The sequence below is a fragment of the Rhizobium sp. NXC14 genome (genome assembly GCF_002117485.1).
Lineage (GTDB): Bacteria > Pseudomonadota > Alphaproteobacteria > Rhizobiales > Rhizobiaceae > Rhizobium.
Map to the genome: position 1 here is coordinate 249499 of NZ_CP021032.1, position 20331 is coordinate 269829.

At 61.5% G+C, this 20331-nt stretch carries 23 protein-coding genes and 3 pseudogenes; 22 read left to right on the forward strand and 4 right to left on the reverse strand.

Annotated features, from left to right (window positions below; genetic code table 11):
* Positions 1 to 116 precede the first annotated feature (116 nt).
* From msuE to NXC14_RS25510, 7 genes are all read left to right on the forward strand, one after another.
* Positions 117 to 677, forward strand: a complete 561-nt coding sequence (msuE, locus tag NXC14_RS25490; RefSeq protein WP_085780813.1) for an FMN reductase — start codon at positions 117 to 119, stop codon at positions 675 to 677.
* Between the two features lie 10 nt (positions 678 to 687).
* Positions 688 to 885 (forward strand): hypothetical protein, encoded by a 198-nt coding sequence (locus NXC14_RS25495; protein ID WP_085780814.1) that lies wholly within the window; start codon positions 688 to 690, stop codon positions 883 to 885.
* Between the two features lie 131 nt (positions 886 to 1016).
* Complete coding sequence (locus tag NXC14_RS33180) at positions 1017 to 1193, forward strand: hypothetical protein (RefSeq protein ID WP_198175575.1); 177 nt, start codon at positions 1017 to 1019, stop codon at positions 1191 to 1193.
* A 12-nt stretch (positions 1194 to 1205) separates the two neighbouring features.
* Entirely contained in the window at positions 1206 to 1358 is a 153-nt protein-coding gene (locus NXC14_RS33185) for a hypothetical protein (RefSeq protein ID WP_198175576.1), read from the forward strand.
* Positions 1355 to 1936 carry an alpha/beta hydrolase gene (locus NXC14_RS25500; RefSeq protein WP_085780815.1) on the forward strand — a complete coding sequence of 194 codons (582 nt, stop codon included), beginning with the start codon at positions 1355 to 1357 and terminating at the stop codon, positions 1934 to 1936. The genes NXC14_RS33185 and NXC14_RS25500 overlap by 4 nt, the downstream gene beginning before the upstream one ends.
* Positions 1937 to 1947: 11 nt before the next feature.
* A complete protein-coding gene (locus tag NXC14_RS25505) occupies positions 1948 to 2256 on the forward strand; it encodes a hypothetical protein (protein ID WP_085780816.1) in 309 nt (102 codons plus the stop codon).
* A gap of 2 nt (positions 2257 to 2258) precedes the next feature.
* Positions 2259 to 3029: a gamma-glutamylcyclotransferase gene (locus tag NXC14_RS25510; protein ID WP_085781261.1), complete on the forward strand. Its 771-nt coding sequence runs from the start codon at positions 2259 to 2261 to the stop codon at positions 3027 to 3029.
* Between the two features lie 27 nt (positions 3030 to 3056).
* Here NXC14_RS25510 and NXC14_RS25515 read toward each other — a convergent pair whose 3' ends face one another.
* The 3 genes from NXC14_RS25515 to tauA are packed head-to-tail and all read right to left on the reverse strand — an operon-like array spanning position 3057 to position 5762.
* Positions 3057 to 3911: an ABC transporter permease subunit gene (locus NXC14_RS25515; protein ID WP_085780817.1), complete on the reverse strand. Its 855-nt coding sequence runs from the start codon at positions 3909 to 3911 to the stop codon at positions 3057 to 3059.
* Complete coding sequence (locus tag NXC14_RS25520; RefSeq protein ID WP_085780818.1) at positions 3908 to 4696, reverse strand: ABC transporter ATP-binding protein; 789 nt, start codon at positions 4694 to 4696, stop codon at positions 3908 to 3910. The genes NXC14_RS25515 and NXC14_RS25520 overlap by 4 nt, the downstream gene beginning before the upstream one ends.
* A 52-nt stretch (positions 4697 to 4748) precedes the next feature.
* Complete coding sequence (tauA, locus tag NXC14_RS25525) at positions 4749 to 5762, reverse strand: taurine ABC transporter substrate-binding protein (protein ID WP_085780819.1); 1014 nt, start codon at positions 5760 to 5762, stop codon at positions 4749 to 4751.
* Positions 5763 to 5964: 202 nt separating this feature from the next.
* Here tauA and NXC14_RS25530 point away from each other — a divergent pair, with 202 nt between their 5' ends.
* From NXC14_RS25530 to NXC14_RS25590, 13 genes are all read left to right on the forward strand, one after another.
* Complete coding sequence (locus tag NXC14_RS25530) at positions 5965 to 7338, forward strand: FAD/NAD(P)-binding protein (protein ID WP_085780820.1); 1374 nt, start codon at positions 5965 to 5967, stop codon at positions 7336 to 7338.
* A 143-nt stretch (positions 7339 to 7481) separates the two neighbouring features.
* Complete coding sequence (locus NXC14_RS25535; protein ID WP_085780821.1) at positions 7482 to 8177, forward strand: GntR family transcriptional regulator; 696 nt, start codon at positions 7482 to 7484, stop codon at positions 8175 to 8177.
* 459 nt (positions 8178 to 8636) lie between these two features.
* Positions 8637 to 9239: an amino acid synthesis family protein gene (locus tag NXC14_RS25540; RefSeq protein ID WP_085780822.1), complete on the forward strand. Its 603-nt coding sequence runs from the start codon at positions 8637 to 8639 to the stop codon at positions 9237 to 9239.
* 14 nt (positions 9240 to 9253) lie between these two features.
* Positions 9254 to 10099, forward strand: a complete 846-nt coding sequence (locus tag NXC14_RS25545) for an alpha/beta fold hydrolase (protein ID WP_085780823.1) — start codon at positions 9254 to 9256, stop codon at positions 10097 to 10099.
* Positions 10096 to 11031 (forward strand): flavin reductase family protein, encoded by a 936-nt coding sequence (locus NXC14_RS25550; RefSeq protein WP_085780824.1) that lies wholly within the window; start codon positions 10096 to 10098, stop codon positions 11029 to 11031. The genes NXC14_RS25545 and NXC14_RS25550 overlap by 4 nt, the downstream gene beginning before the upstream one ends.
* A complete protein-coding gene (locus NXC14_RS25555) occupies positions 11028 to 12068 on the forward strand; it encodes an LLM class flavin-dependent oxidoreductase (RefSeq protein ID WP_085780825.1) in 1041 nt (346 codons plus the stop codon). The genes NXC14_RS25550 and NXC14_RS25555 overlap by 4 nt, the downstream gene beginning before the upstream one ends.
* Positions 12069 to 12072: 4 nt before the next feature.
* On the forward strand, positions 12073 to 13536 hold the full coding sequence (locus NXC14_RS25560) for an aldehyde dehydrogenase (protein ID WP_085780826.1): 1464 nt from the start codon (positions 12073 to 12075) through the stop codon (positions 13534 to 13536).
* 5 nt (positions 13537 to 13541) lie between these two features.
* Positions 13542 to 13865: an NIPSNAP family protein gene (locus tag NXC14_RS25565; protein ID WP_085780827.1), complete on the forward strand. Its 324-nt coding sequence runs from the start codon at positions 13542 to 13544 to the stop codon at positions 13863 to 13865.
* Positions 13866 to 13912: 47 nt separating this feature from the next.
* A complete protein-coding gene (locus NXC14_RS25570; RefSeq protein WP_085780828.1) occupies positions 13913 to 14923 on the forward strand; it encodes an ABC transporter substrate-binding protein in 1011 nt (336 codons plus the stop codon).
* A gap of 103 nt (positions 14924 to 15026) precedes the next feature.
* Positions 15027 to 15899, forward strand: coding sequence for an ABC transporter permease (locus NXC14_RS25575; protein ID WP_085780829.1), 873 nt, complete (start codon positions 15027 to 15029; stop codon positions 15897 to 15899).
* Position 15900: 1 nt separating this feature from the next.
* A complete protein-coding gene (locus NXC14_RS25580) occupies positions 15901 to 16701 on the forward strand; it encodes an ABC transporter permease (RefSeq protein WP_085780830.1) in 801 nt (266 codons plus the stop codon).
* The gene (locus tag NXC14_RS25585) at positions 16698 to 17777 is read left to right on the forward strand and encodes an ABC transporter ATP-binding protein (protein WP_085780831.1); all 1080 of its coding nucleotides are present in this window, start codon (positions 16698 to 16700) and stop codon (positions 17775 to 17777) included. Before NXC14_RS25580 ends, NXC14_RS25585 begins: the two co-directional genes overlap by 4 nt.
* A gap of 10 nt (positions 17778 to 17787) precedes the next feature.
* On the forward strand, positions 17788 to 19242 hold the full coding sequence (locus NXC14_RS25590) for an NAD-dependent succinate-semialdehyde dehydrogenase (RefSeq protein ID WP_085780832.1): 1455 nt from the start codon (positions 17788 to 17790) through the stop codon (positions 19240 to 19242).
* A gap of 57 nt (positions 19243 to 19299) precedes the next feature.
* Here the strand turns inward: NXC14_RS25590 and NXC14_RS33660 are convergent.
* A pseudogene (locus NXC14_RS33660) lies at positions 19300 to 19563 on the reverse strand (FAD-dependent oxidoreductase); the annotation flags it as partial.
* Positions 19564 to 19676: 113 nt separating this feature from the next.
* Here NXC14_RS33660 and NXC14_RS25600 point away from each other — a divergent pair.
* Positions 19677 to 19927: pseudogene (locus tag NXC14_RS25600) on the forward strand (transcriptional regulator).
* A 49-nt stretch (positions 19928 to 19976) separates the two neighbouring features.
* Positions 19977 to 20271, forward strand: a pseudogene (locus tag NXC14_RS33665) (type II toxin-antitoxin system RelE/ParE family toxin).
* The last annotated feature ends 60 nt before the right edge of the window (positions 20272 to 20331 follow it).

The following is a 20331-nucleotide window of genomic DNA, read 5'->3' on the forward strand; positions in this document are numbered from 1 at the left end:
CGTGCCGGATCTGTGGCGGATGTTTTTTTCAACGATAAGAGCAACGAGGAACGCTCGTTCCTTTTATCTATCAATTTTGTCGATAATAATTGACCAGTCTTAAGAGAGGAAAAACAATGTCAGGTTTCAAACTCGTCGGCATTGCTGGCAGCTTCAATCGTCCTTCCAAGACACTGGCTCTGGTCCGGCATGTCGCCGAACTTGCGACCGATCGATACGGCTTTACGAGCAGGACCTATGATCTGCATGATGTCGGCCCGTCGCTCGGCAGCGCCTTGTGGCGCAAGGACCTTGACGAGCAGGCCAAGCATGTCATCGACGAGATCGTGCAGGCGGATGCCTTGATCGTCGGTTCGCCGACCTACAAGGGTTCCTATCCCGGCCATTTCAAACACCTCATCGATCTGATCGACCCGCATGAACTGCGGGCGAAGCCGATCATCATCACGGCGACCGGCGGCGGCGACCGGCACGCGTTGATGGTCGAGCATCAGCTTCGGCCGCTCTTCGGCTTTTTCATGGCCCATACCTTGCCGACGGCCGTCTACGCCTCCGACCGCGACTTTACCGACTATGCGGTCTCCTCGGACGCGCTTTCGAACCGGATCGGCGAGGTGGTCGGGGAACTGGCTGCTTTCTTCCCTGAGGTGAAGCCGGCGCTGGCGGCGGCCGAATAGGATCATCGTCATGGTCAGGTTTCAGAAGGTATCGGCCGACGATGCTGAAAAGCCCGAGGCGGGCGAGCAGATGTGGAGCGTCTTTGAATTCGCACGGCGATATCGCCTCGCCAAGCGGGAAGAGAACCGACTGCTGATGCTCTACGGACCGACCGCATCGCTTGGCGATCTTCTTGCCAATGCGCGACGTCATTCGCTGATTTCCTGATGCAGGTTACCCAAAGGTGGGTCGCGGTCTTGAACGACACGCATCGAACAATGACCTGAGGCGCGCCGCACGACTCAATTTGGTGTGACGCGCTTTAGCCGAAGAAAATCGGTTCCGGACAGGAGATTCGCATGAAGCTTGATTTCCAATCCTGGCTGAAGCTCGCGGTCGACCGCTTTCTTGATCTAAAGCCGGCAGCTGGGCGCAAGCCCGCAAATGAATTGCTCACTCGCGACGAAGAGCGGGACTGGTCTGCCCGCGAATACGAACTTCATTATTGGGGCGCGACGCCCGGCCTTTGGTATTGAGGAGGTCACGTGATGGCTATCATCATTGAACCCGGCCTCGGTCGGCATCGTGCGAAAAGAACAACGGGCAGCATCATGTCGCTATTCCGGAATGCCGCCGGAATCTGCACGACCACGGGCTCGTTCATATTCCTGTTCGCTCTAGTGATCGGGTTGATCCGATGAACGAAGTCCTTATCCTTCCCGGTCTGTTCGGCTCGGCAGAAGGACACTGGCAGCGGCACTGGCTGCAGGATCACACGGACAGTCGTTGCGTCATCCAGGACGACTGGGATCATCCGCACGTCGACCAGTGGTTGTTTCGGCTGGAAAGCGCGCTCGAAGAGGCAGGTGAGGCCTATCTGGTCGCCCATAGTCTCGGATGCCTGCTAGCCGCCAGGCTCGCCGGCCGGAGCGTTGCGCGCCGCGTGAAGGGAGCTTTGCTCGTCGCACCATGCGACCTGCCCGTTACCGAAGTCCTGCACCCTGGACAAATCTCCTTCGGCGATATGCCGACGGCGCCTCTGCCTTTTCCGAGCATCGTCGTCGGCAGCATGAACGACGCCTATATGACCGTCGACCGCCTGGCCCTGTTCGGTCGGCTGTGGAACGCCGAGACCCGGAATATCGGCCTGGCCGGCCACATCAATATCGCCAGCGGTTTCGGACGCTGGCGCAACGGCTACCGGCTGCTGGAAGCCTTGAAGACGCGCTCGGGTGCTCGAAAGCGCGCCGTTTCCATGCTGCCGGCTTTTTCGATGTGAGTGGAAGCGCAATGTCCGACATCGTCGCCGATCTCCTGCGGCTCACCGAAGACCCGAATGCCGACCCGCGAAGCAGGCGCCGCCAGACCATCAATCATCTGGTTCAGGCGCTGCTTGCGATGGCCGACAGCCAACTCGGACTGGAAGATGCTCAGAACCGCCATTCGATGATCCATTTGACGACGATCATCCGCGATATGACGGGACGGATCGCCGATGCAGACGACGTGACGTTTTCGGCGATCGTCAGGGAGGCCGCGATGCTGATCCGCAGCCTGGAGCGGCGCCGGGCGGATGCGGCCAAATTTACGGTTCATTGAACGTGACTGCGATCCGGGAGCGCAAGCAGGCGGTGATCCAGCCAAGCGAGGCACGCATGTTCGGCGGGAGAGGAATGGCGCTCACAGATGCGCTCGTATCGCTGAGCCTACGCCCGGAGGCCGACCCAGGTCCGGAGCCGCATCGGACCCCGCTCACCGAAGCGGAGCTGGAGACGCTCGCCATGAGGCTGCTTCTCGAATCCGCCGCGGGACCGCTTTGGATTTTCGCCTATGGATCGCTGATATGGAAGCCCGATTTCGATGCCATCCAATGGCAGCAGGGTGCGGCCAGGGGTTGGCATCGGTCCTTCTGCCTGAAGATGACCCGCTGGCGGGGGACGCAGTCCCAGCCGGGCCTGATGATGGCTCTCGACCGCGGTGGACTTTGCAACGGCATCCTTTTCCGGCTCGCCGATAAGGATCGCCTTGGCCAGCTTCGGCGGCTGATCCGCCGTGAGGTCGGCTCGATCGAGGACGCTGCGACGGTTCGCTGGATTCCTGTCGCGACTGCAGATGGGCTTGTGCGTGCGCTGGTCTTCTGGGCGGGCCCGAAAGGCGAGCGTGTTTCGCGAAAATTGCCGCTGGAGACCGTGGCGCGTGTGCTTGCCAGGGCCTGCGGGCATATGGGCTCCTGCGCCGAATATCTCTATCTGACGGTGAAGCACCTGGAGGAGCGCGGCATTCGGGACCGCAATCTATGGCGGCTTCAGAAGCTGGTCGCGGACGAACTTGTCGCCATACATGGACTGACCGAGGCAGCAGGCAGTCATTGATATCGCTGCCTGCTGCCTGCCATTCGGTCAGAGCTTGCCTTTCCACGGAACGAGGAAGGCCTCGAGGAAGCGGACGGCGGCCGAAAAGGTGAAGGCGCAGATCGCGATAATGGCGATGCCGACAAAGACGACGTCCGTTGCCAGGAACTGCGAAGCCGACATGATCATGAAGCCGATCCCGCGGGTGGAGGCGATCAGTTCGGCCGCAACCAGCGTGCTCCAGCCGACACCGAGCGCGATGCGGATGCCGGTGAGAATCTCCGGCAGGGCCGAGGGCAGGACGATGTCCAGGAAGAGCTGCAGCCGGCTTGCTCCGAGCGAACGGGCGGCATTGACGCGCTCGATCGGCAACGAACGAACGCCGGCCTGAGCCGAGAGGCAGATCGGGGCGAACATCGCAAGCACCAGGAGCGTGATCTTCGACGTCTCTCCGATGCCGAGCCAGATAATCATCAGCGGCAGGTAGGAAAGGGGCGGAAGCGGCCAGTAGAATTCGATCGGCGCGTCGAGCACGCCTTTTGCCCAGCGGTTAAGCCCCATGAGCAAGCCGAGCGGAATGCCCGCGGAGATCGCGATGAGGGCGGCGACCACGATGCGGAACAGGCTCGCAGAGACATGCTCGAAGAGCGATGCCCCGGCATAACCGTCATGATAGATGACGCCGATCTGCGTCAGCACCTCGTCCGGGCGCGGCAGAAACAGGTGCGGAACGACGCCAAGCGCGGCGACGAACCACCACAGCAGCAATATGGCGAGGGCCGTGGCGACGCTGATGGCCACCGTCGATTTCTCGCCTGCGCCGAAGCCGGCCATTTTTACCAGCTTGCCCTGGCGATCCTCGGTGTGAGCCGTAATAGGCGGAGCCTGTGTTATATCGCTCATGCGACGCTCCTCAAATCTTCGGTGCTGTGGAGAATGGCGCGTATCTGCTCGCGCAGCTCGGCAAATTCTGGCGAGGCCTTGATCGAGCGGGCATCTCCTGTTTCGGCAAAGCGTGTGACGAAGTCGAGGTCGAAGCGGGCGACGACGCGCCCGGGCCGAGGCGACATGACGAGCACCTGCGTGCCGAGGAACAGGGCCTCTTCGATCGAATGGGTGATGAAGAAAACTTTCTTCGCCGTCTTGTTCCAGACGGAAACCAGCAATTCCTGCATCTGCTCGCGCGTGAGGCTGTCGAGCGCTCCGAACGGTTCGTCCATCAGCAGGATGTCGGGATTGGTCGCCAGCGCCCGTGCGATGCCGACGCGCTGACGCATGCCGCCCGACAATTCGTAGGGGAAGGCGCCGGCGAACTCGTCGAGACCGACGAGTCGGAGCAGCTCCAGCGCCTGCGCTTGCCGTTCCTTCCGGCCTAAGCCGGCGAATTTCAGCCCGAGCGCGACGTTATCGATGACGGACTTCCAGGGCAGCAGCGAGTCCTTCTGGAACACGACGCCGCGGTCAGCACCCGGACGTTCGACGCTGCGGCCATCGAGCGTGATCCGGCCATCCGAAAGCGGAAGGAAACCGGCAATCGCGTTAAGAAGGGTCGACTTACCGCAGCCCGAGGCTCCGAGTGCGACGACAAAACCGCGTTCGGGAATATCGAAAGACACGCGATCGAGCGCGTGAACGGTCCGCCCGTCCCGGGCGGAGAAAAAAACGCTGGCGTGATCGACTTTCAGCATAGAGGAACTCGCACGTTAGACGCCGGCGCGGGCGCGCCGGCGTCGGGGAGGATCAGTTTGTGGCGCCGGCGAGCGCGTCGGCGGTGACGAAGCTGCCGTAATTGTCCAGCACGCCGGACACCTTGCCCTGCTCCTTCAGGAAGGATGCCGTGTCCTTGAGGATCTTGCCGGCGCCCGCCTTTTCACCGCCGCCGAGCCAGGCGTCGGAAGCTTGGACTTCGGGGGTGAGCAGCGTCAGGTTCGTCAGGGCCGAAGCCTGCTGCTCAGGCGTGCCGCCAAGAAGCTTTGCGAGCGACTTGGCGTTATCGCTGTCGGGACCCCAGGCGGCTTTATCCGCCGCGAAGGATGCGTAATATTTGGTGACGACCGAAGCGAAGCTCTTGAGGAAATCCGGATTGTCGGCGGCGAACTTGGAGGTCGCAACCCAGGCGGAAAAGGTCGGTGCACCCTTGTCCGCCACATCCTTGGAGGTCACGAGGACCTTGCCGTTCTTCTTCAGCTCGGTTAGCGCCGGATCCCAGACGAAGCCGCCGTCGATATCGCCGCGATTATAGCTTGCCACGATTTCCGGCTGGGGGATGGCGAAGACCTGGATGTCTTTTTCGGTCAGGCCCAGCGATTTGATCAGTGCCAGCAGCTGATAGTGATCCGTCGACACTGGCGCGGCGGCAAGCTTCTTGCCCTTCAGATCGTTCAGGCTGTCGATGCCGGAGCCATTACGGACGATAAGAGCCTCGTCGATCCCCGAGATGGATGCCAGGTAGAAGGCTTTGACCTCGAGCCCGCGCGATACCGCGGCCGCGAACGGGCTGGAGCCGACATAGCCGACCTGGACATCGCCCGAGGCGATGGCTGCAAAGATCTCGGCCCCCGAATTGAACTTGCGGAAGTCGATTTCATAACCGGTCGCCTTGGTAAATTCGCCATTGGCGATCGCGACCGAAGACGGCAGCGCGTCGGTTTGATAGCCGACGACGACCTTTTTATCCGCCGCCTCGGCGACAAAAGCCGTTGCAAGTGTTCCGACGCCGACGGCGATCGCGGCAATCAAATTTCTGAAATTCATCTTGAGCCCCTTTGTTCAGGGCCTCATCCGGCCCTTGATCTCACCCTCAAAAGCCTAACGGGTGAGAATGGGCTAGCGGGAGAAATAACAAACTATATTTATAGACAATGTGAGATATTTGTTTTCGCGATTCTACCGCTGGCGCGGTCTCAGGGCCGAGTGAGCGGCAGAAGCCAAGGTGTGGACCGTCAGGGAGAATGCGTTGATATATGATGTTATCGTGGTCGGATCCGGTTTTTCGGCGATAGCCGTGACCTGCAATCTCATCGAGCAGCTTCCCGCTTCGGCGACGGTCGCCGTCGTTGGCGATGATCCCGGCTTCGGCCGCGGCACGGCATACCGCACGGAACTTTACCTCCACCGCCTCAACGTACCCGCGGGCCGAATGAGCCTGCTGCCGCATCAGCCCGACGACTTTGTCGACTGGTTGAAAAATCGCGGGCGGCGGCCGCAGGCCGGCGATTTCGCCTCGCGCAGCGATTACGGTCTCTATGTGAGGGATATACTCGCGCAGCTGCTTCGGAAGCGGGACGGCCGCTGTCGGGTTGATTTCATCCGTGCCAAAGCGGCGGGATGCGTGGAACGTTACAACAGCACTTTGGCCTTCCATCTCGGCAATGGCGACGAGATTGCCGGCAGGAACGTGGTGCTCTGCCTCGGCGTCGGCAACGCCAAGCTGCCGGTCGACCCGGCGGCCGTACCGCTGTCGATGCGGCCGCGCATCATCGAGAACCCCTGGCGGCTCTCCTGGCTGGGACGCGTCGCATCGTCCGATAAGGTCTGCATCCTCGGTTCTGGCCTGACGATGATCGATCAGGTTCTGGCTCTGCGTGCTCACGGCCATAGGGGCAGGATTGACGTGCTTTCGCGCCGCGGGCTTGCGCCGCTCGGGCATGCGAGAAATCCTCCCGCGCCTCTGCCGATTGACGTTGAGGCGCTTCCCACGACGATCAGCGGCATATTGAAGAGCTTGCGGGCAAAGAGCAGGTCGGTCGACGACTGGCGAAGCGTGATGGATGGCCTGAGACCGCAAACACAGGCTCTCTGGCAGCGGCTTTCCAACAAGGAGCGGGCCCGCTTCCTCAGGCATGCGCTTCCCTGGTGGAACATCCACCGTCACCGCGTCGCGCCTGTCGTGTTCGACAGGTTCGACCAACTCGTCTCGGAAGGAGCCGTTCGATTCCACGCCGGCTTCCTGAAATTGCTCGAGGCCGAGGAGGGCAGGCTCGTTGCCGGATACAGAGTTAGAGCTACAAGCGATCTCGCCGCAATCAAGGCGGATTGGCTGATCAACTGCACGGGAATGGAGCGCGCCGGCATCAGCCATTCACCGCTTTTGCAGGAAATGAACCGGTCTCAGCTGATCGCCGCCGATCCTCTCGGCCTCGGCATTCAGGTGAATGCTGCTTCCGAGGTTATAGGGTCATCCCGGATCTCGCCTGTCCGGCTGTTTGCGGTGGGCGCCTTGACGGCGGGACAATTCTGGGAAATTACCGCCGTCCCCGACATTCGGGTGCAGGCTAAGGCCGTGGTCGAAGAGATCGTCGCGCAGCGGCGGCCGGCGGCCGAGTCATAGACCGGCTATCCCCAGGGTCACTCGGTGCTGTTGAATTGCCGGCCGCCGCCAGCTACAGTGCGTGGTACGCCATAATACGATTTTCGAACCTGGCTGCCGCGAGTTCTTGAGCGTGCGAAGCCGGTCCAACTCTGAGGTGCAGAATGAGCGGTGCTTTCAAGGACGCAGCAATCAGGGTCGAGCGTCCTGCGAAGACATTGCGGGAGCTGGCACTCGACAAGGTCCGCGAAGCCATCGTGAATGGGTATTTTCGCCCCGGCGACCGCCTTGTCGAACGTGACCTCTGCGCCCAGCTCGGCGTCAGCCGCACGGTGGTACGCGAGGTTCTGAGGCACCTGGAATCGGAAGGGCTCGTCGCCAATCTGCCGAACAAGGGACCGATCGTCGCGCAGCTCGACATCGAGGAAGCCAAGCAGATCTATGAGATCCGCGGCGCTCTCGAGGGTATGGCGGCGCGGCTCTGCGCGGAACGCAGAAGTCCCAAAATCGTAGCCGCGCTGGAGGAAGCCCTTGCCGGGATCCGCAACAGTTATCGCGACAACGATATGGCAGCAGTGCTGACCAACACCTCTTCCTTCTACCAAACGCTGTTCACGATGGTCGACAGGCACGTCGCCTGGGGTGTCGTCAATCTCCTCACCGTGCGCATAAACCACCTGCGCTCGATGACGATCAAGACGGAGAGGCGCGGCATCGAAGGGCCAGCGCAGATGTCCAAGATCGTCGACGCCATCCGTCGCGGCGACGGCGAGGGCGCTTACCGGGCGGCGATGGATCATGTCGCTGCCGCGAGCGCGATTGCCGAAGCGGTGCTGTCGGCTAAGAAGTCCGCCGAGTAACACCGGGCAACCGCGGCAGCTTCCAATGCAAGCGGGCGAAGCCATTCGCACCATCTTCTATCATCATACGGGTTACGATGCCGGAGAGTCTACACTCTTGACACCCAGTTTGTCCGATGTGATGGTATGCCATAATAAATAATATCCAAGTTGACATGGATTGGCTTGAGTCCTTCTGCCTTGCAGCCTCCCTGCGAGCCGGTGGGCCGCCGTGCGCACGGGCTGTGTCAGCTGACAACAATGGACAGGAACGAAGAGACTATCGGGGACTAAACGACCTTATTGCGCCCCGAGCAAATGCCTTCGTGGCCCATGCAGAGGCTGGCGAAGCGTCATCTATTGTTTTCTGGCGAATATCCTGAACGGCGCTTGGCTCTGTCGACGCCGCGCCTACAACGAACTTGACAGTCAGATAATATGGTATACCATAATACACATTAACGAGATTGAGGTGTTCAGGTGGCCATTCAAATTCGCAAGACGGGACTGCTGATCGAAACGACGCTAATCGAAGGCGGCAAGGCCGCGGCCGTGCCGCTGAAGCTGTTCTCCGCCTATGCTGTCGTGAAGAACCCCTGGGCAGGGCAGGGCTTCGTCGAAGACCTCAAGCCCAAAATTCATGCGGGCGCGCCGGTGCTTGGCGAGTTGCTCACCAAGATGATCGTCGATGCCGTCGGGTCGGGCGAGGCTGTCGAAGCCTATGGAAAATCCGCCGTTGTCGGCCTGGACGGCGAGATCGAACACGCGTCCGCGCTCATTCACACGCTGCGCTTCGGCAACTTCTATCGCCATGCCGTCGGTGCCAAATCCTATCTCGCCTTCTGTAACACACGCGGCCCTGCCAATGCGCCGATCATGATCCCGCTGATGGACAAGAATGACGAAGGCCGCCGCTCGCACTATCTGACCATCCAGACCTCGATCCCCGACGCGCCTGCTGCCGACGAGATCGTCGTGGCTCTCGGCGCTTCGGTCGGCGGACGTCCGCATCACCGCATTGGCGACCGTTACCAGGATCTGAAAGACCTGGGGCAGGACGTCACCAATCCTGCGGGCGTTTGAGGGAGCGCTCTGACATGCTGACAGCCAGATCGAGCAAAGACGCCGCTGCAGCAACGAGCGCCGCCGGTGCCTTGCCCCGAAAGAGGACGGCAAGCGGAACGGCCTATCACGAGTCCGGTAGCGGGGAACCGCTGGTTCTGATCCATGGCGTCGGCATGCGGCTCGAGGCCTGGGCTCCGCAGATCGCCTTTCTATCGGCCGGTCATCGCGTCATCGCTGTCGATATGCCGGGACACGGCGAGAGCGCGAAGCTGGCGGCGGGCAGCCGCCTCGAGGAGTTCGTCGCCTGGTTCGGGCGCTTTCTCGACGACATGGCGATCGAAATGACGAATGTCGCCGGACATTCCATGGGGGCGTTGGTCTCCGGCGGGGCGGCGGCGACCTTCGGCGAACGGATCAGCCGTGTCGCATATCTCAACGGCGTCTACAGGCGCGACCCTGAAGCAAAGGCTGCCGTCCTTGCGCGGGCTGCCGCCATTCCGGTAACGGGGGTTGACAAGGAAGGCCCCCTGGCTCGCTGGTTCGGCGACGATCCGGACAGCCTCGTTGCGCGTGAATTGACACGGGAATGGCTGAGCCTCGTCGATCCGGAAGGCTATGCCGTCGCTTACGCTGCCTTCGCCGGAGGAGACGAAACTTACGCCGATCGCTGGAAGGACGTCCGCGGCCCGGCCCTGTTCCTGACGGGATCGGATGATCCGAACTCGACGCCTCTGATGGCAACGCAGATGGCGGCGCTTGCGCCCAAGGGCTGGGCCCGCATCGTCGAAGGTCATCGTCACATGGTGAACCTGACCGCGCCGGATATCGTCAATTCGCTGCTCGCTGAGTGGCTGTCGTTCGGGGAGGATGAACGATGACAATCCAGACTGTCGATCCCAGGGCGTTGCGAGATGCATTCGGGGCTTTTCCGACCGGCGTGACCGTCGTCACCGCCTGCGACGGCGAGGGGAATCCGATCGGGTTCACGGCGAATTCATTCACTTCGGTCTCCCTCAACCCGCCACTGCTCCTCGTTTGCCTTGCCAAGACATCGCGCAACTTCGCCACCATGACCGGCGCGCGGCATTTCGCGATCAATGTGCTGTCGGAAACGCAGAAGGACGTGTCAAATACCTTCGCGCGCCCTGTTGAAGACCGATTTGCGGCGGTCGAATGGACCAAAGGGGCGGCAGGCTGCCCGGTCTTCTCGAACGTAGCAGCATGGTTCGAATGCGCCATGGAAGAGGTCATCGAGGCCGGCGACCACGTCATCCTGATGGGACGCATCGAATCCTTCGACAATAGCGGCCGCAACGGTCTCGGTTATGCCCGCGGCGGCTACTTCACGCCGACGCTCGCAAGCAAGGCGGTTTCGGCGGCAGCCGAAGGCAACATCGAACTTGCGGCCGTCGTCGAACGCCGCGGCGAGGTTCTGCTCCTCGGCGAGGAGGTGCTTTCCCTTCCAAGCATCGACGCCCATGACGGCAACCCGACCGAGGCGCTGGAAAAATACCTGGAGACATCAACCGGGCTGAACGTCAGCATCGGCTTTCTCTATTCCGTCTACGAGGGCAAGAGCGACGGCAAGCAGCACATCGTCTACCACGCCGTCGCCGGCGATGGGGAACCGGCGAGCGGCAGGTTCCTGAAACCGGACGCTTTGTCGGGTGCGCAATTCAAGACCAGTTCGACTGCCGACATCGTCACCCGTTTCGCGATGGAAAGCTCGATCGGCAATTTCGGCGTCTATTTCGGTGACGAGACCGGCGGCAAAGTTCATCCCATTCCAGCCAAGGGCGCAAAAGCATGAAGTTCTCCCTCTTCGTCCATATGGAACGGCTCGACGCCAGCCAGAGCCACAAGAGCCTCTACGACGAATTCGTCGCGCTCTGCGAGATCGCCGACCAGGGCGGCATGCATGCGATCTGGACGGGCGAGCACCATGGGATGGATTTTACTATCGCGCCCAACCCGTTCGTCACCATTGCCGATCTCGCCCGCCGCACATCCCGGGCAAGGCTTGGCACCGGGACGGTGATCGCCCCCTTCTGGCATCCGATCAAGCTTGCCGGCGAAGCTGCCATGACCGACATCATCTGCGACGGGAGGCTAGATATCGGCATTGCCCGCGGCGCCTATTCCTTCGAATATGAACGTCTGCTGCCTGGTCTCGATGCCTGGGGCGCCGGCCAGCGGATGCGCGAGCTCATCCCGGCGGTCAAGGGCATATGGAAGGGCGACTATGCCCATGACGGGGAGTTCTTCAAGTTCCCCGCGACGACCTCGGCGCCGAAGCCGCTGCAGCAGCCGCACCCGCCGATCTGGGTTGCGGCGCGCGATCCGAACTCGCATGAATTCGCCGTCGCCAACGGCTGCAACGTCCAGGTCACGCCGCTCTGGCAAGGTGACGACGAGGTTCAGTCGCTGATTGACCGCTTCAACGATGCCTGCGCCAAGAATCCTGAAATCGAGCGGCCGAAGATCATGCTGCTGCGCCACACCTATGTCGGCTCGTCGGAAGAAGACGTCGCCCAGGCAGCCCATGAGCTCAGCGTTTACTACAACTATTTCTTCGCCTGGTTCAAGAATGAGAAGCCGGTCAACCAAGGCCTGATCGAGCGGATTCCGGACGAGCAGATCCGAGCGAATGCGATGCTGTCGGATCAGGTCATGCGCACCAACAATGTCGTTGGCGACGCCGAGACCGTTATCGCGAGGCTGAAGGCCTATGAAGCGCTCGGTTACGACGAATATTCCTTCTGGATCGACACCGGCATGAGTTTCGAGCGCAAGAAGGCGTCGCTCGAGCGCTTCATCACCGAGGTCATGCCGGCATTTCAGGAGTAGGACCATGCGGCGTTTCCAACATTATATCGGCGGCGAGTTCTCTGACGGCGAGGCTCATTATCCCAGCATCGATCCGGCGACCGGCACGGTCTGGGCTGAGATGCCGGAAGCGCGCGAGGGCGATGTCGACCGGGCCGTGAACGCTGCCGAAAAGGCGCTATACGACAGTCCCTGGGCGAAGATGACGGCGACGCAACGCGGCAAGCTGCTCTACAGGCTGGCTGACCTCGTTGCCGCCAACGCGCAGGTTCTCGCCGAACTGGAGACGCGCGATACCGGCAAGATCATCCGCGAAACATCCGCGCAGATCGCTTATGTCGCCGAGTACTATCGTTATTATGCCGGCATAGCAGACAAGATCGAAGGCTCCTATCTGCCGATCGACAAGCCCGACATGGATGTCTGGCTTCGCCGCGAGCCAATCGGCGTCGTTGCCATGGTCGTGCCGTGGAACAGCCAGCTCTTCCTGTCGGCGGTCAAGATCGGTCCGGCGCTCGCCGCCGGCTGCACGATGGTGGTCAAAGCCTCGGAAGACGGCCCGGCGCCGCTTCTCGAATTTGCGCGTCTCGTGCACGAGGCGGGCTTTCCCGCCGGCGTCGTCAATATCATCACCGGTTTCGGCGCCTCCTGCGGCGCTGCCCTCGGCCGCCATCCGAAGGTGGCCCACGTCGCCTTCACCGGCGGTCCTGAAACCGCGCGGCAGGTGGTTCGCAACTCGGCAGAAAATCTTGCTTCCACCTCGCTCGAACTCGGCGGCAAGTCGCCCTTCATCGTCTTTGCCGATGCCGATCTCGAAAGCGCCGCCAACGCCCAGGTCGCGGGCATCTTCGCCGCAACGGGACAAAGCTGCGTTGCCGGATCACGCCTGATCGTCGAGCGCAGCGTCAAGGACAAATTCGTCGCCCTGCTGCGACAGAAGGCTGAGGCGATCCGGATCGGCGCACCACTCGACATGGCGACAGAGGTCGGCCCGCTCGCCACCAAGCGCCAGCAGGACAATATCGGCGCCCTCGTCGAAAAGTCGATCGAAAGCGGCGCCCGTCTCGTGACCGGCGGCAGCAAGATCGACGGCGAAGGTTTTTACTTCCCGCCGACGATCCTCGATTGCGACAATGTCGCCTCGCCCTCGCTGATCGAGGAATTCTTCGGACCGGTCCTGTCGGTCGTATCCTTCGAGACCGAGGCCGAGGCGCTGCGGCTTGCCAACGATACCCGCTATGGCCTCGCCTCCGGCCTCTTCACCCAGAACCTGACACGGGCGCATCGGCTGATGAAGGGCATCCGCGCCGGCATTGTCTGGGTCAATACTTACCGTGCCGTCTCGCCGATCGCGCCGTTCGGCGGGTTCGGCCTGTCCGGCCACGGCAGGGAAGGCGGCATGGCCGCGGCGCTCGATTACACCCGCACCAAGACGATCTGGCTCCGGACGTCGGACGATCCGATCCCCGATCCCTTCGTGATGAGATGACGCCGATGTTTTACGAAATCCGGACCTATCGGCTGAAGAACGGCGCGATCCCGCAATATCTCAAGGTCCTCGAGGAAGAGGGTATCGAGATCCAGAAGAGCCATCTCGGCACGCTGGTCGGCTACTTCTTCTCGGAGATCGGGACGATCAACGAAATCGTTCACATCTGGGCCTTTGCGAGCCTGGACGAGCGCGAGGCGCGCCGTCAACGGCTTTTGGCCGATCCCCGGTGGCAGGCGTTCCTGCCCAAGATTCGCGATCTGATCGAGGTGGCGGAAAACAAGATTATGAAGCCAGCAAGCTTTTCTCCCAGGAGCGAGGCGCACTGACGGCATAAGGCATACCGTAGGACAAACCAGAACAAGGATAAGGGAACATGAAAACAGCATTTGCTTTCGCGGCGGTTGCCGCATTCGTGGCGGTCTCCGCCCCGGCCAAGGCCGACAACCTGGTCTTCTCGAGCTGGGGAGGAACGACGCAGGACGCACAGAAGGCCGCATGGGCAAGCCCCTTCACCGAAAAGACCGGCGTCACCGTCGTGCAGGACGGGCCGACGGATTACGGTAAGCTCAAGGCGATGGTCGAGGCCGGCCAGGTCGCCTGGGATGTCGTCGACGTCGAAGGTGACTACGCAGCCCAGGCGGGCAGGAACGGCCAGCTCGAGAAGCTAGACTTCTCCGTCATCGACAAGTCCAAGCTCGATCCGCGTTTCGTCACCGACTATTCGGTCGGCAGCTTCTATTATTCCTTCGTCATCGGCTGCAACGCCGATGCCGTCAAAGCCTGCCCGAAGACATGGGCTGACCTGTTCGACACGGCGAAGTTTCCGGGAAAACGCACATTCTACAAGTGGTCGGCTCCCGGCGTGATCGAAGCGGCGCTGCTTGCCGACGGCGTGCCTGCCGACAAGCTCTATCCGCTCGATCTCGACCGTGCCTTCAAGAAGCTCGATACGATCAAGTCAGATATCATCTGGTGGTCGGGCGGTGCGCAGTCGCAGCAGCTGCTGGCCTCCGCCGAAGCGCCCTTCGGCAGCGTCTGGAACGGCCGCATGACCGCCCTTGCGGCAACCGGCATCAAGGTGGAGACCTCCTGGGAGCAGAACATCACCGCTGCTGATGCGCTCGTCGTGCCGAAGGGTGCGCCGAATGCCGAGGCTGCGATGAAGTTCATTGCGCTGGCGACCTCCGCCGAACCGCAGGCCGCCCTTGCCAAGGCCACCGGATATGCGCCGATCAATGTCGAGTCGGCCAAGCTGATGGATCCGGAGACAGCCAAGACCCTGCCGGACCAGCAGACGGCAAGCCAGGTCAATGCCGATATGAACTACTGGGCCAACAATCGCGATGCCATCGGCGAGAAGTGGTACGCTTGGCAGGCAAAATAGGCTGAGACTTCAGATGGACGGGTACGGCGAAATGTTCGCCGTACCTCCCGCAGCGACGCCTGTCGGATGGCGCCTGCGGAATTGACGGGTGGGAAGGACTGTCATGACGACGTATAGCGATGCCTCCGGCGCGATCATGCCTCTGCCAAAGGCGCGCAGGGCAACAGGTTTTGGCGGGGTCGTTCCGGCTCTGGCCTTCGTAGGAATCTTTTTCGTCGTTCCGGTGGTGGTCCTGCTGCTGCGAAGCGTATTGGAACCGGTCCCGGGTCTTGGCAATTATGCGCAACTGATCGGGTCGGCGACCTATCTCAAGATTTTCGCCAATACCTTCATCGTCTCCGGTTTTGTCACGGTGATTTCGCTTTTGATCGGTTTTCCCGTGGCCTGGGCGCTGGCGATCATGCCCGGCCGGCTGACGTCGGTGATCTTTGCGATCCTGCTCCTGTCGATGTGGACTAATCTGCTGGCCCGCACTTATGCCTGGATGGTGCTGTTGCAGCGGACGGGGCTGATCAACAAGATGCTGATGGGAATTGGCCTGATCGACCAGCCGCTGGCGCTGGTCAACAATCTCACAGGCGTGACGATCGGCATGACATATATCATGCTGCCTTTCATCATCCTGCCGCTCTACGGCGTGGTCAAGAAAATCGACCCCTCGACCTTGCAGGCCGCAGCCCTTTGCGGCGCCAACCGCTGGCAGTGCCTGACCCGCGTTCTGCTGCCCTTGGCGATGCCCGGCATGGCGGCCGGCGCCCTCATGGTCTTTGTCATGTCGCTCGGTTATTTCGTGACGCCGTCGCTTCTCGGCGGTACCGCCAACATGATGCTCGCGGAGCTGATCGCGCAGTTCGTGCAGTCGCTGGTCAACTGGGGAATGGGCGGTGCGGCGGCGCTGGTGCTCCTGGTGGTGACCTTGTCGCTCTATGCCGTGCAACTGCGGTTCTTCGGCAGCCAGAACCCGGGAGGACGCTGAGATGCTGCTCAATTTCGACCGTCTCGGCTGGTGGAAATATCTCCTCCTGGCGATCACGCTTCTGACCGCCGCCTTCCTGCTGCTGCCGATCGTCTTCATCGCGGCGCTGTCCTTCGGCTCGTCGCAATGGTTGATCTTCCCGCCGCCGGGCTGGACATTTCAGTGGTATAGCGAGCTCTTCGCCGACCCGCGATGGCTGGAATCAGCTTTGACGAGCTTCAAGATCGCGGTCATTGTGACGATCCTGTCGGTGCTGCTCGGGCTGGTGACGTCCTTCGGGCTGGTGCGCGGTTCGTTCCTGTTCCGCGATGCGCTGAAGGCGCTGTTCCTCACACCGATGATCCTGCCGGTCGTGGTTCTCGCGGTCGCGCTGTACGCCTTCTTCTTGAGGATCGGTCTTGGTGGCACGCTGACGGGCTTTGTCATTGCGCACCTGGTGCTGGCGCTGCCCTTCTCGATCCTGTCCATATCGAGTGCGCTCGAAGGTTTCGACAAGTCGATCGAGGATGCGGCGGTGCTCTGCGGCGCCTCGCCCTTGGAAGCGAAGATCAGGGTCACGCTTCCCGCAATCAGCCACGGGTTGTTTTCGGCGGCCGTCTTCTCCTTCCTGACATCCTGGGACGAGGTGGTAGTGGCGATCTTCATGTCCAGCCCGACCCTGCAGACGCTGCCCGTGAAGGTATGGGCGACGCTGCGGCAGGATCTGACGCCTGTCGTCGCAGCCGCGTCCACCCTTCTCATCCTTTTGACGATCATCTTGATGGCGCTGGTCGCCGTCGTGCGTAAGGTACTGAAACAATGAACGAACCATTCCTTCAGATCCGCGGCATACGCAAGGAGTACGGCCCCGTTGTCGCCGTGCACGACGTCAATCTCGATGTCCGGCGCGGTGAGTTCCTGACCTTTCTCGGACCGTCCGGATCCGGCAAGAGCACGACGCTCTACATCCTAGCCGGCTTTGAAAATCCCACGAAAGGCGACATTACCCTCGAGGGCAAGACCCTGCTCGCCACGCCGTCGCACAAGCGCAACATCGGCATGGTGTTCCAGCGCTACACGCTGTTTCCGCATCTGACCGTCGGCGAAAACATCGCCTTTCCGTTAAAGGTCAGGCGCAAGTCGAAGACTGAGATCGACAGCAAGGTGAAGGAGATGCTGCGCCTCGTCCGCCTCGAAGGCTTCGAGGATCGCAAGCCGGCGCAAATGTCCGGCGGCCAGCAGCAGCGCGTCGCGCTTGCCAGAGCGCTTGCCTATGATCCGCCGGTGCTGTTGATGGACGAGCCGCTGTCGGCGCTCGACAAGAAGCTGCGCGAGGAAATCCAGCATGAGATCCGCCGCATCCACCAGCAGACGGAAGTGACGATCCTCTACGTCACGCACGACCAGGAGGAGGCGCTGCGGCTCTCCGACCGTATCGCTGTCTTCTCGAAGGGCGTCATCGACCAGATCGGGACGGGACCTGAACTCTACGCCAATCCTCGGACGCGCTTCGTCGCCGAATTCATCGGCGACAGCGACTTCATTTCCTGCGACCTGGTGTCATCCTCCGATGGACAAGCCACCATTGCGCTCGGAGGCGGGACGATCTTCGATCAAATTCCGGTGCATGGAAAAGGGACCTCCGGCGCCCGGGCGGCGCTGATGCTGAGGCCGGAGCGCATCCGCCTGTCGCGCGCCAGAGCCGCCGGCGCGGGTCTTGCCGCGACTGTCAGCGACATTACCTTTCTCGGCAACAATATCCACGTCTCCACAGAGACGGTGACAGGCGAGGCGCTTTCGGTCCGTTTGCCGTTCGGACATGAGGCTATTGCCGGGCTCAATCGTGGAGATATAGTCCATCTCGATTTCGATCCCGGTGCCGCTCACGTATTCTGCTGAAAGTTGTCCCATGAAGCTCAATGATCCCTCGCTGTTCCGTCAGGCTTGCCCCATCGCCGATCGCTGGATCGAAGTGGAAGGGCGCCGGGCGGCCATGGTCCACAATCCGGCGACAGGTGAGGTGCTGGGCGCGGTCCCCGACTTCGGTGCGGCGGAGACGGAAGAGGCCATCCAGGCTGCCGTGGTCGCCCAGAAGCTTTGGGCCAAGAAGACCGCAGGCGAACGCGCCGCCGTTCTCAAGGCATGGCACCGCCTGATGATCGAAAACCGCGACGATCTGGCGATGATCCTGACGCTGGAGCAGGGAAAGCCGCTCGCTGAAGCCAAGGGAGAGATCACCTATGGTGCGAGCTTCATCGAATGGTTTGCCGAAGAGGCAAGACGCATCAATGGCGAGACCATACCCGGACATCAGCCGGACAAGCGGATCCTCGTTCTGCGCCAGCCGGCCGGCGTCGTGGCGGCGATCACGCCCTGGAATTTCCCGAACGCGATGATCACCCGCAAGATCGGCCCCGCGCTTGCCGCCGGCTGCGCCGTCGTTCTCAAACCGGCGCTGCAGACGCCGTTCTCCGCAATTGCGATCGCCGTTCTCGCGGAGCGCGCCGGCCTGCCGGCGGGGCTGCTCAACATCGTCACGGGAGATGCGGCCGCAATCGGCGGGGCGCTGACTGCGAGCCGCGACGTTCGGGTCCTGACATTCACGGGCTCCACGCGGACGGGCGAGCTGCTTTACCGGCAATGCGCGCCGACGATCAAGAAGCTTGGTCTCGAGCTCGGCGGCAATGCGCCCTTCATCGTGTTCGACGACGCCGATCTCGACGCCGCGGTCGAAGGAGCGATCATCGCCAAGTTCCGCAACAACGGCCAGACCTGCGTCTGCGCCAACCGGCTTTACGTACAGGACAGCGTCTACGAGGCGTTTGCCGCCAAGCTCGCCGCGGCCGTTTCGGCATTGAAGGTCGGCAACGGGCTGGAACGCGACGTCGTGCTTGGCCCGCTCATCGACGACAACGCCGTCGCCAAGGTCGAAAGCCATATTCAGGATGCCGTTGCAAAGGGTGCCGGGATCGTTTCGGGAGGCAAGCGCCACGCGCTTGGCGGTCATTTCTTCGAACCGACGATCCTGCGCGATGTCGATGCCGGCATGCAGGTCGCGCGCGAGGAAACCTTCGGGCCACTTGCCCCACTTTTCCGTTTCCGCGACGAGCAGGACGTCATCGAGCAAGCGAACGATACAGAGTTCGGCCTGGCTTCTTATCTTTACGCGCGCGACCTGTCGCGGGTGTTTCGCGTCGCCGAAGCGCTGGAATATGGGATGGTTGGCGTCAATACCGGTCTCGTCTCGACGGCGGAAGCGCCGTTCGGCGGCGTCAAGATGTCGGGTCTCGGCCGCGAAGGGTCAAGCCACGGATTGGACGAATATACCGAACTCAAATATGTATGCCTCGGCGGCATCGCCTGAGCTGGTCGATGCTTGCGCTTCCCGTGGAAATCCTGACGAAGCTTTGCGCCGCCAGGGACCTACTTCGTAAATCGCTGCCGTAACATAATCGGACATGGCGCCGTAGCGCAGAGACTCCGAGCTGTGCCAGGCTGTGCGTCGCGTTGACGAACGCAGTAATCTCGCGGGGGAGAGCAGAGGAATGGCCAGCGTTGGATTGTTCAGGAGGCGCAGTCCCTGTTCCTCTACCGGCAGGTGGTCCGCCAGCAGGGCGGCCGTTCCAAGTACCCCTGCGGCAAGATCGGAAAATGACGACCAATCGGCTGTGGCGACTGTCCAGCCTACCTCTCACGCCGCTGCGTCCCGACCGGTTCTGAGGACCGGTAGGCCTAATCGTGATGAATATGACAATACATGCTACGCTGCCCACGAGAAGATGAACGAAGGGTATGCCCATGGCATCCGGTAGTATTCATGTGAAGGTCAGCGGGAAATTGCAGGATCATAACCAGCAGCAGGTTGGCCACGACGGCCTCCATGAAACGCCGACGAGCATATTCGTGCCCTCGTTCGCCGCGACCTGCAGACGCGTGATAAGGCCTGGGATTTGCTGCAAGTGGAACTCGCGCCGGCCATGCGGGCCGAAGACAGCGAATTCGTCGCGGTTTCGGCCAAAGACGTCATCCGCCGCAACAAGCGCCGATAGCCTGATGGTGACAATTTGATTTTATCCGCGCTGAGGAGCGCAGGACAAGATTTGGCGTGACACGGTTGAGGCGTGGGGAGAGAAGCAGGCGGACGCCTATATTCTCGGGCTGCACGCCTATTTGCAGCGTTTGTGCGAGGATCGGTCGATCTGGCGACAACTTCCGCAACGTCTGGCAGTTCCGGCAGACATCAAGCGTTCAGCCTATTTCGGCCGCTATGAGCATCACTGTGTTCTTTCGCGAGCTTAAGAAAGGCGATCTCGGTGTCATGAGCATTCTTCACGAAGGGATGAATCAGCCGGTCCGGCTCAAAGAGGATCTGGCGGCTCTCTTAAACAAATAACCGTGAGGGGCGGGATCTTCGGTCGGTAGGATTGCTCCTCGATGTGGGCTTTAACCCGGT